17 protein-coding genes are annotated in these 14,007 nt (G+C 40.9%); 4 read left to right on the forward strand and 13 right to left on the reverse strand.

From position 1 onward, the window contains the following. The first annotated feature begins 90 nt into the window (after positions 1-90). Positions 91-222 (forward strand): hypothetical protein, encoded by a 132-nt coding sequence (locus tag G400_RS16535; protein WP_017262089.1) that lies wholly within the window; start codon positions 91-93, stop codon positions 220-222. 193 nt (positions 223-415) lie between these two features. Continuing rightward, positions 416-601, forward strand: a complete 186-nt coding sequence (locus tag G400_RS0102560) for a hypothetical protein (protein WP_017262090.1) — start codon at positions 416-418, stop codon at positions 599-601. 88 nt (positions 602-689) lie between these two features. Here the strand turns inward: G400_RS0102560 and G400_RS0102565 are convergent, their stop codons facing one another. Beyond that, the gene (locus G400_RS0102565) at positions 690-1,268 is read right to left on the reverse strand and encodes a hypothetical protein (protein ID WP_017262091.1); all 579 of its coding nucleotides are present in this window, start codon (positions 1,266-1,268) and stop codon (positions 690-692) included. Between the two features lie 302 nt (positions 1,269-1,570). Further along, positions 1,571-2,173 carry a nitroreductase family protein gene (locus tag G400_RS0102570; RefSeq protein WP_017262092.1) on the reverse strand — a complete coding sequence of 201 codons (603 nt, stop codon included), beginning with the start codon at positions 2,171-2,173 and terminating at the stop codon, positions 1,571-1,573. Between the two features lie 178 nt (positions 2,174-2,351). Here G400_RS0102570 and G400_RS0102575 point away from each other — a divergent pair, with 178 nt between their 5' ends. Then, a complete protein-coding gene (locus G400_RS0102575) occupies positions 2,352-3,098 on the forward strand; it encodes a glucose 1-dehydrogenase (RefSeq protein WP_017262093.1) in 747 nt (248 codons plus the stop codon). 82 nt (positions 3,099-3,180) lie between these two features. Here G400_RS0102575 and G400_RS0102580 read toward each other — a convergent pair whose 3' ends face one another. From G400_RS0102580 to G400_RS16215, 4 genes are all read right to left on the reverse strand, one after another. Next, on the reverse strand, positions 3,181-3,597 hold the full coding sequence (locus G400_RS0102580; RefSeq protein WP_017262094.1) for a pyridoxamine 5'-phosphate oxidase family protein: 417 nt from the start codon (positions 3,595-3,597) through the stop codon (positions 3,181-3,183). An 88-nt stretch (positions 3,598-3,685) separates the two neighbouring features. Further along, positions 3,686-4,192 carry a hypothetical protein gene (locus tag G400_RS0102585; protein ID WP_017262095.1) on the reverse strand — a complete coding sequence of 169 codons (507 nt, stop codon included), beginning with the start codon at positions 4,190-4,192 and terminating at the stop codon, positions 3,686-3,688. 107 nt (positions 4,193-4,299) lie between these two features. Beyond that, positions 4,300-4,803, reverse strand: a complete 504-nt coding sequence (locus G400_RS0102590) for a pyridoxamine 5'-phosphate oxidase family protein (RefSeq protein WP_017262096.1) — start codon at positions 4,801-4,803, stop codon at positions 4,300-4,302. 281 nt (positions 4,804-5,084) lie between these two features. Continuing rightward, a complete protein-coding gene (locus G400_RS16215) occupies positions 5,085-5,249 on the reverse strand; it encodes a hypothetical protein (RefSeq protein ID WP_017262098.1) in 165 nt (54 codons plus the stop codon). 487 nt (positions 5,250-5,736) lie between these two features. Between G400_RS16215 and G400_RS0102605 the strand changes: the two genes are divergently transcribed. Continuing rightward, positions 5,737-6,153 (forward strand): pyridoxamine 5'-phosphate oxidase family protein, encoded by a 417-nt coding sequence (locus G400_RS0102605; RefSeq protein WP_017262099.1) that lies wholly within the window; start codon positions 5,737-5,739, stop codon positions 6,151-6,153. Positions 6,154-6,223: 70 nt separating this feature from the next. Here G400_RS0102605 and G400_RS0102610 read toward each other — a convergent pair whose 3' ends face one another. From G400_RS0102610 to G400_RS0102640, 7 genes are all read right to left on the reverse strand, one after another. Then, entirely contained in the window at positions 6,224-7,006 is a 783-nt protein-coding gene (locus G400_RS0102610; RefSeq protein WP_017262100.1) for a MurR/RpiR family transcriptional regulator, read from the reverse strand. Position 7,007: 1 nt separating this feature from the next. After that, positions 7,008-8,114, reverse strand: a complete 1,107-nt coding sequence (gene aguA / locus G400_RS0102615; RefSeq protein WP_017262101.1) for an agmatine deiminase — start codon at positions 8,112-8,114, stop codon at positions 7,008-7,010. Between the two features lie 215 nt (positions 8,115-8,329). After that, complete coding sequence (gene arcC, locus G400_RS0102620) at positions 8,330-9,298, reverse strand: carbamate kinase (protein ID WP_017262102.1); 969 nt, start codon at positions 9,296-9,298, stop codon at positions 8,330-8,332. Positions 9,299-9,307: 9 nt separating this feature from the next. Beyond that, entirely contained in the window at positions 9,308-10,402 is a 1,095-nt protein-coding gene (gene aguA, locus G400_RS0102625; protein ID WP_026017163.1) for an agmatine deiminase, read from the reverse strand. A gap of 7 nt (positions 10,403-10,409) precedes the next feature. Then, positions 10,410-11,834, reverse strand: coding sequence for an APC family permease (locus tag G400_RS0102630; protein WP_017262104.1), 1,425 nt, complete (start codon positions 11,832-11,834; stop codon positions 10,410-10,412). 45 nt (positions 11,835-11,879) lie between these two features. Beyond that, positions 11,880-12,917, reverse strand: coding sequence for a putrescine carbamoyltransferase (ptcA, locus tag G400_RS0102635; RefSeq protein WP_017262105.1), 1,038 nt, complete (start codon positions 12,915-12,917; stop codon positions 11,880-11,882). 238 nt (positions 12,918-13,155) lie between these two features. Beyond that, positions 13,156-13,887: an L-ribulose-5-phosphate 4-epimerase gene (locus tag G400_RS0102640; RefSeq protein WP_017262106.1), complete on the reverse strand. Its 732-nt coding sequence runs from the start codon at positions 13,885-13,887 to the stop codon at positions 13,156-13,158. Between the last annotated feature and the right edge of the window lie 120 nt (positions 13,888-14,007).

Here is a 14,007-nt window from a genome sequence, read left to right on the forward strand (position 1 = left end):
AAAAATGGCACGCCCTTCCATTGCTGGAGGCGTGCCTCTTTCTATGTATGCGTAACGTTAAACTCTAAAACTGTTTCTGGAGGAGATTACATGAAACGTTTAACCACTTTAACCGTTGGTCTACTGTACTGGTGGATTGCCGTGACCATCTTTAACATGCCTCTATCGCCATCTAAAATTTGTCATTATCTTATCGAATCAATCTTCATGATGAACTCTTAACATTGCTTATTTTTTACCTCGAGCACGTTAAAAAAGCAATCACTTCAAGGACCAATGATGGCGCTTTCATATGTTTTTGTAAAAAGTTTGACCTTTTCTGACTTTTATCGAGCATTTCTATTGACCCATCTTAAAAAAGATGGTATTTATAAGTAGTCAATTTTTTTAGATTTCTCGCATGGAGGGACAGCAGATGGAAACTGAAGCACATCGCAACATCATTACATCAAAACTACGTCGCTTATTTAAAACAAAGGCACAGACAAAAGAAGATCGAACTGTTATCGTACCAAGTAGCGTTCGGTCAGAAAATCATCGTTTTGATCAGTCACTGTTCAACAGTCTGTTGAGCCTGCAATTTGCCCGAATTGACGACTAGTTCAGTAATTTAAAATTTAATCGATCCACAAGAACGGCGATCACTGAAATTCAGTGATCGCCGTTCTTCATTTCAAATATAAAATCGCTTAATTTGCGATACCGACCCATGGTTTGGCAACATTTGCTGACAACAGTGTAATCAACCATTGATTCCACTGCTGCAACTCAATAACCTGGCGCAAAACTCGACTACGGGCATCAACTGTCTCAATCAAAACACGATCAGCAACTTTGGCAGCAACCTGTTGGACAAAGACAAATGCCACATGTGTTGCACCTAATGCCGTCAGTACCGCCAATCGATCCGAACAAAATGGTGTTACGGTCTTCGCTTCACTATCGGACGCAGCACTGTTCGTTAAAATGATCCGTTTTACCGGCCGTTTGAAATTAGTCAGTGCCCAACTCAAGGTGTGCAAGTATTTAACTGTCGCCATCCCTGAAGTTAGGTACACAGCGTCGATACCGGCCGTGGCCTCAGCCATGAATAGACCATCGTCAGCCGCACCAACCAGAATTTCAAAACGTGCGCGTACCTGCTTCGATAAGCTGTGGGGATGCATCGTGGTCAAACGCAAGCGATCCGCAGGTTGAGCTGCAGCCATTGCCGAAATCAACGTTTGTGTACTCTGCTGATCCGCATTGATAAATAGAATGTTTGCCATGGTACACCCTCCTTTGAAACAGTTAATGCCCATTGATAATTGCTATATGGACATTATAACCGTTTTTTCATAAAAAGGATATACCAAATCTTAAAAATAAACTTTTTAAGTTGTACGCGTTTTATTTATCATCAGTTACAAATGTTTTTATACAGGCATTTAGTTAAGCCAGTAAAACAATTTACCACTTATCAGTATAATATATACCAATATTGTGAAAAGCCGCTTTAAAATTGGTAAATCCCCTATACAAACAGGACCTTCACATCATTTAAGATGTGCTTTTACTGAAACCACTTCTATTAATCGATTGTTTTAAAACGATCTTCATCGTCCATATAATCTTTATCGTCAGGTGTACTTTCGATCGACCCAAATGGCATTTCACTGCGTAAGCGCCAGCTACTTGGTAAATCAAAAGCTTTGGCGATACTTTCGTCAATAAGCGGATTGTAGTGCTGCACCGATGCACCTAAATTGTTCTCGGCCAATGCAGTCCAAGCGGCAAATTGACTATTACCAATATGTTGTTCAGACCAGTCGTAGAAATTATCAGCATACAGTGGGAAACCATCTTCCAATTCCTTAACTTTATCCATATCGGTAAACCACAGAATCGTTCCAAATCCAGCCTTAAACTGCTGTTCAACCTTTTGCTTGCTGCCTTCAAATGCTTCCGCAGGCGCAACCTTTTTCAGTTCGTCTAACACAATGTCCCAAACCTTCTCGTGAGCGTCGCCAAAAGCGAAAACCACACGCGTTGTTTGACTATTAAAAGCGGACGGTGACTCCTTGATTACATCCTTAAGCATCGCAGTGATATCTTTTTGCGACTGATCCACCTTTTTACCCAAGTTGTAAATTGATCGACGTTGTTTCATCAAGCTTAAAAGTTCTGTTTCCATGTCATCGTCCTCCAAAGTTTTGTCATTGTTTTCTATAACGGGGTTTACTATATCGCACTTACGAAAAGTAAGCAACAATATTTTCAATTATTTTCACCTTGTATATTGCTTCACATTGTTTACCAAACATGCGAAAATAACGGTGTAGTAGCAACCTAAACCAATGGAGGTTATGAAAATGGCAAATCGTTTAACGGATAAAGTTGCAATTATCACAGGTGGAACCAAGGGTATTGGACTGGCAACCGCTGCCGCTTTTTTGCGAGAAGGTGCGAAAGTCGTTATCACCTCGCGTAATGAGGATGACGGTAAAACGGCACTTGATGGTCTAAACGGCGGTGACAACGCCCTTTATATGCAACAAGATGCTTCTAATGAAGCTCGCTTTAAAGAAGTTATTGACGATACCGTTGCTAAGTTTGGTAAGCTTGATATCATTGTCAACAATGCCGGTATCGCCATTGCGAAAGATGTTGAGCACACCACAGCTGATGAATGGCATCAATTGCTGGGAATTAACTTGGACGGTGTTTTCTACGGTACGAAGTACGGCATGATTGCAATGAAGGACCACGGCGGCTCTATTATCAACATGTCCTCCATTGAAGGCTTCATCGGTGACCCACTATTAGCTGCTTACAATGCATCTAAAGGTGGCGTTCGCTTATTCAGCAAGTCTGCAGCATTGTATGCCGCAAAACAAGGCTACGGCGTACGCGTCAACACTGTGCATCCTGGGTACATCAAGACACCATTAGTGGAAGCCCAACCAGGAATGGAAGAAGCTCAAACAAAATTAACACCAGTTGGTCACATCGGTGAACCTGATGATATTGCAAACATCTGTGTTTACCTCGCCTCCGACGAATCTAAGTTCGCTACCGGATCAGAATTTGTCGTCGACGGTGGCTACACTGCTCAATAAAATAGACTTTACGTTCACTCTTACGCGTATTATAAAAAGCCCAATTCCGACAAATTGGGCTTTTAGCATTTCATTGATTAAATTAATCTGAAACTGGTTCGTTTGCGATTTCTGTACCAGCGTCAGGACCTGCATTAAGGCTCACAATTCGGTCAACGGAAATGACAACCGCTGCAATTAAATCAGGCAATTGATTATCTACTGCATACTGATGAGCCGCCTCAAACACGGGGCCATCTTTATAGATTGTTGCGTACCCTTCAACTCGCAACCCAATCTTACCTGGATAAGGATGAACGGCAACGGCTATCTTATGGTTTGCCTGCAAATTGTGCCAAGCTTGGCGCCCAGTTTCCTCATTATAGATTAAATGTTCATCGTCCATGACTCTCAGCGTGCCTTTTGGACCAATTTGTGGATTTCCATCCTCATCAACGGTTGCAATAAACGGAAACGCTTGTGAAATCAAATCTTTCATTTCGGATGTCAACTTTGCCATACTGAAACCTCCTCAAGCTTAATTGAATCCAGTATATAAGACATCCCATTGTCGCGCTATTTTTCTGTTCTTTAGTAGCGATTCTTTATTACTTTCCCTGTTCGCGCATGATGATCATTGCTAACCCAATACCGGTCAACAGGCCGAAGGATTCATTTACAGTGACCGAAAACGCATCTGGATTATCAATTTGCTGTCGCATACTAACTACCGGTGTTTGATCGGCTGAACGAAATATTTGAAAGCTAACGTTGCCAAGCCCTGCCTTCAACTGGTAGCGTTCATTCTTCACGTTGATGAGATAACCGTTTTGAAAATTATGAGTTACCACTAATGCCACCGGCTGATGGTTGATCTCCAAACGGTATTTACCACTCAATAAATGTGTCTTGGACTCGACCGTTAACGTCATTCCTTCCACGGTGAGTTCGTCATGAATTGGCATTGCCACAGCCCAGCCAAAGAATTGGTTCCACAAATTCGTCCAACCGTGATTTTTAACACGGCCCAATTCGTGACCATCTTCATTGGTAAGTAAAAAACGTTGACCACGACCTGCATTAGCAATCAGGTGTGTGGTTAATCCACTTGTCATTTATATTATCCCCAAAATTTTTAAATTCGTGTCCCAGTCTGTGAGACTCAAATAGTTTGAACTAACAAGGCCGACGTGTAAATTTTGATTTTGGTGCGTTCAGGCCGCTATTGAGCCTGCGGTGTCTCGTGTTGTTTAGCCTTGTATTCTTGCACATCAATTCGATAAACGTTTACGTACTTAACACCATGGGGATCAATGTTTTTCCATGCATGACCTGTTTCGTGAATCAGTACTTGTTGTAATGCGTGTAATTTACCTTCTGTGTCTGTCACTTGATGAGCCACACCAGTACCGATAATACTGTGATAAAGCCAAGAATTATGACTAGCCTCTGTCGATTCAGTCGGCATCAAGGAACCCCCGTCGTCAATCTCAAAACCGACCCGATTATCTAGTTTGATCAAATCAACTTTCTGACCTTCCGGCGCACCATGAATGTACAGCGTTAATTTACCATCGTCCGTTATTTCAAAACCATAATTGGTCGGCACCACATAGGGAAAGTCTTCCGTGTTGATTGCTGTGTGAATAATGTGTGATCCATTCAAAATTGCAGTTATCTTGCTAAGATCAGTTACTGCTCTTTTTGCTCGCCTTATCTCTGTCATCTGCGTTAGCTCCTATTCACTCATTTTTGGAAACCCAGTTGCTTGGAAACCTAAGCATAGCATATATTTCCATCAGAATTTTAATGATTTGTAAACCAATGCAAAACATCACTAAACTGATTTTAATATGAGCATTGAAGGCATCTTTTCGGCAGTCACTGCCCCTAAAAATAGTCTCGTTTTTAATAAGGACATTCACATAAAAAAGCATTGCGTCCACAAATGTGTGATAGACGTAATGCTTTTTGTTAAAAATAGCAATCCAATAAGAACCAATGAAATTACTGTAGTGGCAGGTCCTGCTTCTGAAGAACCTTAGAATATAATTGATTGAATGACTGACTGTCTTTGTTGGCTCGAGTAGCGCTAGTTGATGCAAAACCTGTAACGACAGAACCTGCGACAACTAGTACAACAACGAGCGCACTAAAAAATAGTTTTTTCATTTTTTCTCTCTCCCTTATGCAAATCTTATTGTAGTGCATACGACTTTCAGAAAACAAGGGATTTTAAAGCAAAATCATGAAAGCAATCTTTTTAATTCCTATAAAATCAGCGCTTGTAGGGGATATTACTTTCATTTTCACATTAAGAATAAACTACTATCGGCAAAAAGGAGAGCAATAAAGAGGAAAATGAGGTCCAGCTACTCAATAATTGCATTTTAAGGATCTTAAGCACAGTTCATTTGTGAATTATGTTCTTCCAAAAATAAATACAAAAAATATTTATTCTTTTAATGGTCATGTTTATCTTTACACCCAAACTAAAATGGGCAGGATAAATCTTGCATTCACATTTTGCAGTGAATGCAAGATTAACAGCATATTAAGCAGACGTTAGTCACCACAAGTGATTTTCCCAATCAGTTTTTTTCGTAATTACTTATTGTTATGATACCCTTTATTTAAAGAGAACACTTGGAGGATAGACATGCTAAAAACCATTAAAGTCGCAGAAAAGATGCTTGAATCGGCCACTGTATTTCAAGTTTCCACAATAGACTCACTCGGTTTTCCAAACATTACAGCTCTTACTCCCTTGAAGATGGACAGATCATTAGACACAATCTTTTTCTATACAAAGCACAATTCTGCCACAGTTAAAAATTTGAGCAACACAACCAATGCAGCTATTTATTGTTTTAACGAGGATACTCATACATCCCTAATGCTAAAAGGGCGTTTTCTTATTGTTAACCCACAGGAGTTAGACTCTTCCTGGACGGATTATCTTAACGGATTTCAAAAATCATTAAACTACATCGATCCCGCAATATTACGTTTCACATCACTGGCGGTAAAGGTTCGTGAATCCGGCAAAGTCTCATATTCCGACCTGCAAGACTAATTTCTGAAAGGTTCGCGACATAGCTAATCATTGAGCGACAACTATTATTGAACTTTTTTCCAGCAATCTTCTACTCATCCAACCACTGATAGAGTATCAATTCCATAATCACAATTGCGGTCACACGGGAACTGATTTCGACGCCCTCTTTGGATCTGATTTGGTCAAAAAAAGTATACAAATTAATATCGCTCAGGTTTTGAATGGTGTTGTTGTCAGCTCCTGTAATAGACAACACCATTGGCCGATTTAGGGGCTCTTTAAAAACCTGTTGAATAAGATTAACGAACTCAACCTCCTCACCCGTATAGTCGATAATAAGGATTAAGTCTTCCGCAGTAATGTGGTCCATTGCTGCGCGTCTATATAATTGATCTTCAGGAAAACTAACGTTAAATCCAGCTAATTGGTAAAGATTTGTAATGTACCTTGCTGCACTCTTACTTAGACCACGCGCAAAAATAAAAATCGTTCTCGTGTGTGATAACTTTGCCGTGATTTGATGAAGCACTTCAGGTCGAAGCACATGAACCGTTTCTTCAATATTCTTAAGATAATCTTCTCGATAGCTAGACTGATTAACAACAAATTGATTATTGGCCTGATCTCGCGCCTCACTGGCATTGTCACGTGTCGTGAACTTTAAAACCGTGATGAATTCACTGTATCCAGAAAAACCGATTTTTCTAACAAATCTTAAAAATGTTGCCGTTGAAACAAAGCATGTTGCTGAAACCTCGCGGATTGACATCCCCTGAACGTCAATCATGTTTTTAACAATGTAATCAAACAGCTTTCTTTCATTATCCGTTAAACTTTGCAAGTGAGTACTGACAATTTCGAAGAAGTTCATGTTACTCACCTCCAAGATAGGAGGTATCAGGGCGCGTATGAACAACGGTGTGTAGGCCACCGCCGCCTAAGATCATTTCATGTGCATTGAACGGTAAAACACGCCGCTTAGGAAACAATCCTTGCAATTTATCTACCGCAACGGCGTCATTGCTATCTCCAAACTGAGGGACTATCACAGCATCATTAATCAATACATAATTAACATAACTTGTCGTTAATCGTTGCCCTGGAGTTCGCGGCAACAATCCGTTTATGGGATCAATTGACTCGCTTTCTACTTTTCCGACAGTTTGCACTTTTGGCATACTCAAATGATGGATTTTTAAGGCACGATTATACGCGTCTTTCGCCTTTAATAAAGCTCTTTCAATCTGTCGAACGGTTTGGTACATCGGATCCTGTTCATCCTCAGTCCACGTAATCACCACTTCGCCCGGTGCAATGAAATTGACGATATTATCGACGGCCCCATTTGTTTCATCTAAAAAGAAACCATGCTTTAACCAAATAATTTTCTTTACGCCAAGGTATCTTTTTAACATCATTTCTACTTCTGACTTTGACTGACCTGGGTTACGGCCTTCAGAAAGTAAAACATCCTCAGTAGTAATTAGGGTGCCTTGCCCATCGGTGATAATAGAACATCCCTCGACGATTAAATTATGTTCTACATAATATGGAATATTGTTCAGCTCAGCTAATTTCCCGCTAATAAGCTGGTCTTGATCCCATGGAAAATACAAACCATCCAATAATCCACCCCATGCATTGAAGCCAAAATCAATTGCTTGAAGTTCCCCTTCTACTTCAACATAAATCGGGCCTGTATCTTTAATAAACGCGTCATTACTGCTCATCTCTAAAACACGTATATGATCATCTAATAGGTGTCTAGCATTTAAATATTGTTTACTGGACACCAACATTGTTGTTTGCTCATATTTACCGATGAGGTTGGCTAGCTTTGTAAACGCACGTTGGGCTGGTTTGGCCCCATCTCGCCAATTGTCGGGTCTTTCAGGCCAAATCAAATAAGCATCTTGTTGTCTTTCAAATTCAGCAACAAACCTGACACCACTAGTTGGTGGCAAAGTAGTTAATTTCATGAATTTCCTCCTGAATATATTTGTAATGGCACTTTACAAATATACAGTAATTACGTCATCAATATGATGCCGCGACGCCATTAGTTTACTAGCAGACTAATAGCATCGAACGTTCATATGTCTAATCTAAAATCAAAATGCACCGATTTCCTATTCCTTAGAAAATCAGTGCATTTTTTGAAACAAAACCTAAATAAGATCATGCAAAAATCAAATCACTTGTTCAGAACTGTATCGCGTGTCTTCATAACCGTTGTACCTGCGCCAGAGGTAAGAAACTCACCGACATTGTCAAGCGACGTGATTACTGTTTTACCGTGATCACTATGATTGACAAAATCCATTGCAGCTTGAATTTTAGGCAGCATCGAACCAGGAGCAAATTGTTTTTCTTCGATATAATCACTCAATTCCTCGACCGTTACATCAGTTAACTTTTGCTGATTTGCCTGATTGAAGTTCATATAAACGTTATCAACTGCGGTCAGAATAATCAGTAAATCCGCATGAATGAGTTCGGCTAATTTTTCTGAAGCGAAGTCCTTATCAATGACGGCCTCACGACCAATATATCGTGAACCATCTTTAACAACCGGGATACCGCCGCCACCAACAGAAATCGGAATAATGTTAGCATCGACCATCTGATTAATAACATCGGCTTCAACCACGCCGATTGGCTTCGGTGATGGCACTACTCGACGATAACCACGGCCAGCATCTTCAACAAACGTAAACTGTGGATGATCCAGTCGTTGCTGGGCGACTTCATCGGCCTCATAAAATGGCCCAATTGGCTTTGTAGGGTTAGTAAAGGCCTGATCATCTGCATCAACCTCAACTTGTGTCACGACCGTGGCTACAGACTTATCTAAATCCTTTTCCGCCAGTGCCTCATCCATCGCATTTTGAAGCCAATACCCGATACTCCCTTGCGTCATTGAAACCGCGGAATCGATTGGCATTGCCGGATTCTTTTCTGTTGACCCAGCGGCCTGCTGAAGTAACAAGTTGCCAACTTGAGGACCATTACCGTGAGAAATCACCAACTGATCACCCTGTTCAACGAACTGAACTAATGAAGCAGCAGTTTTGCGCAATGCGCTTTGCTGAGCCTTAGCACTGGCATCGTTGGTCAAAATTGCGTTACCACCAAGAGCAACAACTATTTTTCTACCTGCCATATTCTTCACCTACGCTTTCGGTACCTGTTGGGTAATACAGTGAATATTGCCACCGCCCAATAAAATTTCTCGAGCTGGTACCCCGACTACTTTGCGATCTGGATACAATTGTTCTAATACTTTTTGCGCATTATCATCCGCTGGGTCTCCAAACGTTGGGTAGACAATACCACCGTTTGCCGTGTAGTAGTTAACGTAACTTGCAGCTAAACGATCTCCGGCCTGACGAGGTAAGGTTCCATCAACTGCATCGACGCCCTCACTTTCTTCTTTGGTAATCAAAACAGGCTTTGGCACATTTAACTTAACCACTTTAATCTGGCGACCTTTAGCATCGGTAGCATGTTCCAAAATATCTAGATTTTCTTTCGAAATTTGATATTGCGGGTCGTTTTTATCGTCTGTCCAGGCCAGGGCGACAACCCCTGGCCTTACAAAGTTGGCAATGTTATCCACGTGTCCATTAGTCTCATCATTATAAATTCCGTTTTTGAGCCAAATAATCTTTTTGAGATTCAGGTGTGTCTTCAACACTTCTTCGATTTGTTCTTTTGAAAGTTGCGCGTTGCGACCCTTCGACAGAAGACATTCTTCTGTTGTAATTAAAGTGCCTTCTCCATCCACATGAATAGAACCACCTTCGAGAATAAAATCGTCTAATCGGTAGCGATCCACGTGTTCCATCTCGGCCATTTTTTGGGCGACACGGTCATCCTTATCCCATGGAAAATATAAGCCATCAACTAACCCACCCCATGAATTGAATGTCCAATCCACAGCACGTAGACCGCCCTTATCGTTTTTTACAAACGTTGCACCACAGTCCCGTACCCAAGAGTCATCATTTGAAATTTCCACGACTTCAACATTGTCAGGTAACATTGTTCGCGCATTCTCATACTGGTCATCATTGACACCAACTGTGACATGTTCGAATTGGGAAATAGCCTCTGCTACTTTAATAAAAGTATGTTGAGCTGGTTTACCACCGTTGCGCCAGTTATCAGGTCTTTGTGGCCATAGGATGTAAACGCCTTGATGTTCTTCAAATTCTCCGGGCATTCTGTACCCATCTTGCTGAGGTGTGCTCGTTAAAGTTTTCATTATTTAGTTAGTCCTTTCCGCTGACATTCGCCGAATGAGTTGAATTTTGAGAAACCTTTTCATCTTTCGTGCTTGAATCGTCTTGTCGTTCCGCAACTCGAACAACGATTTCACCGACAATAACTGCCAAAATGGTACCAATTAGAATCGGAACTTTGTTTGCCAACTCTGATGCTGACCCATTTAACGGTAAAATTGATAACAAAATTGTCGCAACAAGTAATACTTCAGGAACCCATGTCATAAAATTGATCATGAATTTCCCGCCGGGTACTTTAAATGGTCGTTCGCGTTGCGCATCATCACGTCGTAACTTCCAAAATGCTGGAAACATCATCGTGTACGACAACAGCAGTGCCACTACATTTAATGCAAAGAATGCCCAAAAGATATTTTGATTTGGAATAAATGGCGACGCTACTACCAAAACTGAAGCAATAATCCCATTTAAATACCCAGTACCCACAGGCATTCCCTTGGCATCTTCTTTACCAAAGATAGCCGGTAATGCATGATCCTTAGCCGCATAGTTAGCAACGTAATTAACACCTAGCGCCCAGGAAACCATTTCTGATGCGAGAATGTATAAAAACATAATGCCAATGATAACGACAAACCAGTTCATATGACCAATCATCAGCACGAAACTATCAATCAAACCAGAAGAAGCTGACAACTTATCGGTAGGAATAGCAGCGCCCATACCGAACGCAGCCAATAAATAGAAGAAAGCAATTAATATACCGCCATAAATAATGGCCTGCGGAATTTGCTTCTTAGGATTATCCATATCGTCAGCCATAGTTGCGACCACTTCAAAGCCCAGAAAATTGAAGATAATTACCGAAAGGTTACTTAAACTTGAAAGGTTTAGTTTCGGCAGCAAATTGGTTCCACTAAAGTTATTTGCTAAACCTTTAGTTGCTGCAAAGTAAATCCCCATAATTCCCAGTGATAATATCGTAAATATTTTAGCGAACGCCGCTAAATTCATAATCCATTTACTTTCACTAATTGGTTTATTACCTAATGTAACAACCGTCCAGACGAAGGCAAGTTCGATGATAATAGTCCAGAACGTATTGAAATGAACTCCGAATATTTGTCCAGCAACTTCCGCGAATAGCACGCCAAGGCTGGCCATCCATAATGGATAATTTAACCAATAAAGCCATGCCAAACGACCACCCCAGCGACGCCCAAAGGCTTGTTTAACCCAGTCATATAAGCCACCATCGCCAACGTACGTCGTCCCTAATTCCGATGAGATGAGTCCGTACGGAATGAAGAAGAGAATTAGTAGAAAAATCCACCAAAAGAACTGTGATGGTCCAATGGCTGCAGCCGGTGCTGCTGATTCAACAACGAGTACCACAACGACCGCCATTAGCACCGCATCAAATAACCGAAACTTTTTCTTTTGCTTGTTCATCGCAATTTCCTTTCACGACACTGCCAAAAGTGTTTGGAAATAGATTTAGTCACTGACAAGGCTGGTGTCCACTTGCTGGGCCAATAAATCGTCAATTTCGCTTTGATACTTTTTAGCTTCAGCATCTGAAGGATGTTTGATGCGTGGATTTAATAAGTAAGTAAAGATTGCACGCATGGCTGTCTTTCGATTACCAGCCTCTTCCCATGCTAATGAATAGTCAGAATCAATAACTTCATCTGTGACTTCCTCACCACGTGATGCAGGCAGGCAGTGTAAAAATTTGACATGATCTGAGGCCTTAGCAACAAGGTCGGCGTTTACTTGGTACTTTGGATAAAAGATCTTCATCCGTTCGTCCTTTGGCAACTCTGACTCATACAAGCCGTACCAAACATCTGTATAGATAAAGTCGGCATCCTTCAATGCTTCATCAGCATCTTCAGTAACAAGAACTGAACCACCAGATACTTCAGCATTCTTTTTACCAATCGCTAACGTTTCAGGCTTAATCTGGAATCCTTTTGGTCCAAATTGAACAAAGTCCATGCCCATCTTGGTTGCCATAAACATCGTTGAAACACAAACCTGTGTTGCATCCCCGACAAAGACAATCTTGCAGTCACTTAATTTCTTGCCTTCTGGCAGATGCTCACTCATTGTGATGATGTCACCAAGTTCTTGCGTTGGATGGTTATAGTCACTCATAAAGTTAACAACTGGTACTTGAGCAAACTTACCAACTTCAGCAACCGTCTTGTGACGTTCAACCCGTGCACCAATGATATCTACAATGTTCCCTAGAACATGCGAAGTATCTTCAATAGTCTCATGACCACCCAGTTGAATTTGACCAGGGGCTAAGTATTGGGCGTGCCCACCCAATTCTGTCATTGCGGCTTCAGCTGAGGTCCGTGTACGGGTTGATGACTGTTCAAAAATCATGCCTAGTGTTTTATCTTTTAATACTTGCGGATAATAACCTGCATTGATTGACTGCTTTAATTTAATGCCCAAATCAATCATGTATTGAATTTCTTCTTTGGTATAAGTATTGGTGTCGATAAAATCACGTTTTTGCATAATGTTATGCTCCCTTTTGATATTTATTTTTCTTGCTTACGAGGACAGCATAACGGTCAACACCATTAAAATGAAGCGCTTTCATAATAATCAAAACGCATCAGAAAAAGGGTGTAACGTGTTTCATTTGACGAAACATGTTACACCCTTCAATTTTTCTATTAGACCGCTTTTAGTCAGATAAACGCAGGATAGACGTTAAAAGACATCAAACAGTTAAAATGACTTTTGTTACATCTTAATTTTCTCGCACAGCATGGTCTTTTGAATGTGCGTTGTTTTGACCGTAGTAGGCATTATTGCCATGTTTACGATAATAATGTTTGTCCAGCAGATATTGCGGCAGTTCACTATTTGATCGAGTCAGCTGCAGTGTGTGATAATCTTCTCCCGCAACGACTTCTAAAACTTTAGCATTATAAACGGCTTTATCTGGTGTCGGTCCCCAAGCAAATGGTCCATGTTGACTTACTAGAGCCGCGGGGATCGCTTCATAGTCTAAATGACGTTCCTTGAAAGTTCTGACAATAGCGTGACCAGTATTACCTTCATAGTCTGCTTCAATTTCTTCTTTAGTTAAGGCGTCAGCGGCTGGAACATCGCCGAAAAAAGTGTCAGCGGCCGTCGTATTGAAAGCAGGTACATCCATTTTAGCTGCTGCAAAGGATACTGCCCATGGTGAATGCGTATGAACAATTCCACCAATCTTTGGAAAGGCATTATACAATACCGTGTGCGTTGGAGTATCACTTGAAGGATTCATCTTGCCTTCGACAACTTCACCTTTCAGATTGACAACTACCATATCTTCAGGTTTTAAGTTTTCATAGTCCACACCTGATGGCTTAATAACGAACAGACCTTTATCGCGATCTATTCCAGAGACATTACCCCAAGTAAATGTAACTAATCCCAATTTAGGTAGTTGCATATTTGCTTCATAAACCTGCTGTTTTAATTTTTCGAGCATCAGTTTGCCTCCTCAGTTTTTTTAATATGGCAAATTACAAGTTTAATCCGAACAAGCCCGGAAACTTTCAATGGCAGTCTGTTGATGATGGATTTTTAATGGTCGTTGATTAATAAGCTC

It is taken from the genome of Furfurilactobacillus rossiae DSM 15814 (assembly GCF_000428925.1).
In the GTDB taxonomy this organism is placed as follows: domain Bacteria; phylum Bacillota; class Bacilli; order Lactobacillales; family Lactobacillaceae; genus Furfurilactobacillus; species Furfurilactobacillus rossiae.

Bases quoted from the DNA above. Each gene is read 5' to 3' on its own strand.
- G400_RS0102565 (WP_017262091.1), bottom strand. From the start codon at position 1,268: ATGGCAAACATTCTATTTATCAATGCGGATCAGCAGAGTACACAAACG.
- G400_RS0102585 (WP_017262095.1), bottom strand. From the start codon at position 4,192: ATGACAAGTGGATTAACCACACACCTGATTGCTAATGCAGGTCGTGGT.
- aguA (WP_026017163.1), bottom strand. From the start codon at position 10,402: ATGAAAACTTTAACGAGCACACCTCAGCAAGATGGGTACAGAATGCCC.
- G400_RS0102590 (WP_017262096.1), bottom strand. From the start codon at position 4,803: ATGACAGAGATAAGGCGAGCAAAAAGAGCAGTAACTGATCTTAGCAAG.
- ptcA (WP_017262105.1), bottom strand. From the start codon at position 12,917: ATGCAAAAACGTGATTTTATCGACACCAATACTTATACCAAAGAAGAA.
- G400_RS16215 (WP_017262098.1), bottom strand. From the start codon at position 5,249: ATGAAAAAACTATTTTTTAGTGCGCTCGTTGTTGTACTAGTTGTCGCA.
- aguA (WP_017262101.1), bottom strand. From the start codon at position 8,114: ATGAAATTAACTACTTTGCCACCAACTAGTGGTGTCAGGTTTGTTGCT.
- G400_RS0102575 (WP_017262093.1), top strand. From the start codon at position 2,352: ATGGCAAATCGTTTAACGGATAAAGTTGCAATTATCACAGGTGGAACC.
- G400_RS0102570 (WP_017262092.1), bottom strand. From the start codon at position 2,173: ATGGAAACAGAACTTTTAAGCTTGATGAAACAACGTCGATCAATTTAC.
- G400_RS16535 (WP_017262089.1), top strand. From the start codon at position 91: ATGAAACGTTTAACCACTTTAACCGTTGGTCTACTGTACTGGTGGATT.
- arcC (WP_017262102.1), bottom strand. From the start codon at position 9,298: ATGGCAGGTAGAAAAATAGTTGTTGCTCTTGGTGGTAACGCAATTTTG.
- G400_RS0102605 (WP_017262099.1), top strand. From the start codon at position 5,737: ATGCTAAAAACCATTAAAGTCGCAGAAAAGATGCTTGAATCGGCCACT.
- G400_RS0102610 (WP_017262100.1), bottom strand. From the start codon at position 7,006: ATGAACTTCTTCGAAATTGTCAGTACTCACTTGCAAAGTTTAACGGAT.
- G400_RS0102630 (WP_017262104.1), bottom strand. From the start codon at position 11,834: ATGAACAAGCAAAAGAAAAAGTTTCGGTTATTTGATGCGGTGCTAATG.
- G400_RS0102640 (WP_017262106.1), bottom strand. From the start codon at position 13,887: ATGCTCGAAAAATTAAAACAGCAGGTTTATGAAGCAAATATGCAACTA.
- G400_RS0102580 (WP_017262094.1), bottom strand. From the start codon at position 3,597: ATGGCAAAGTTGACATCCGAAATGAAAGATTTGATTTCACAAGCGTTT.
- G400_RS0102560 (WP_017262090.1), top strand. From the start codon at position 416: ATGGAAACTGAAGCACATCGCAACATCATTACATCAAAACTACGTCGC.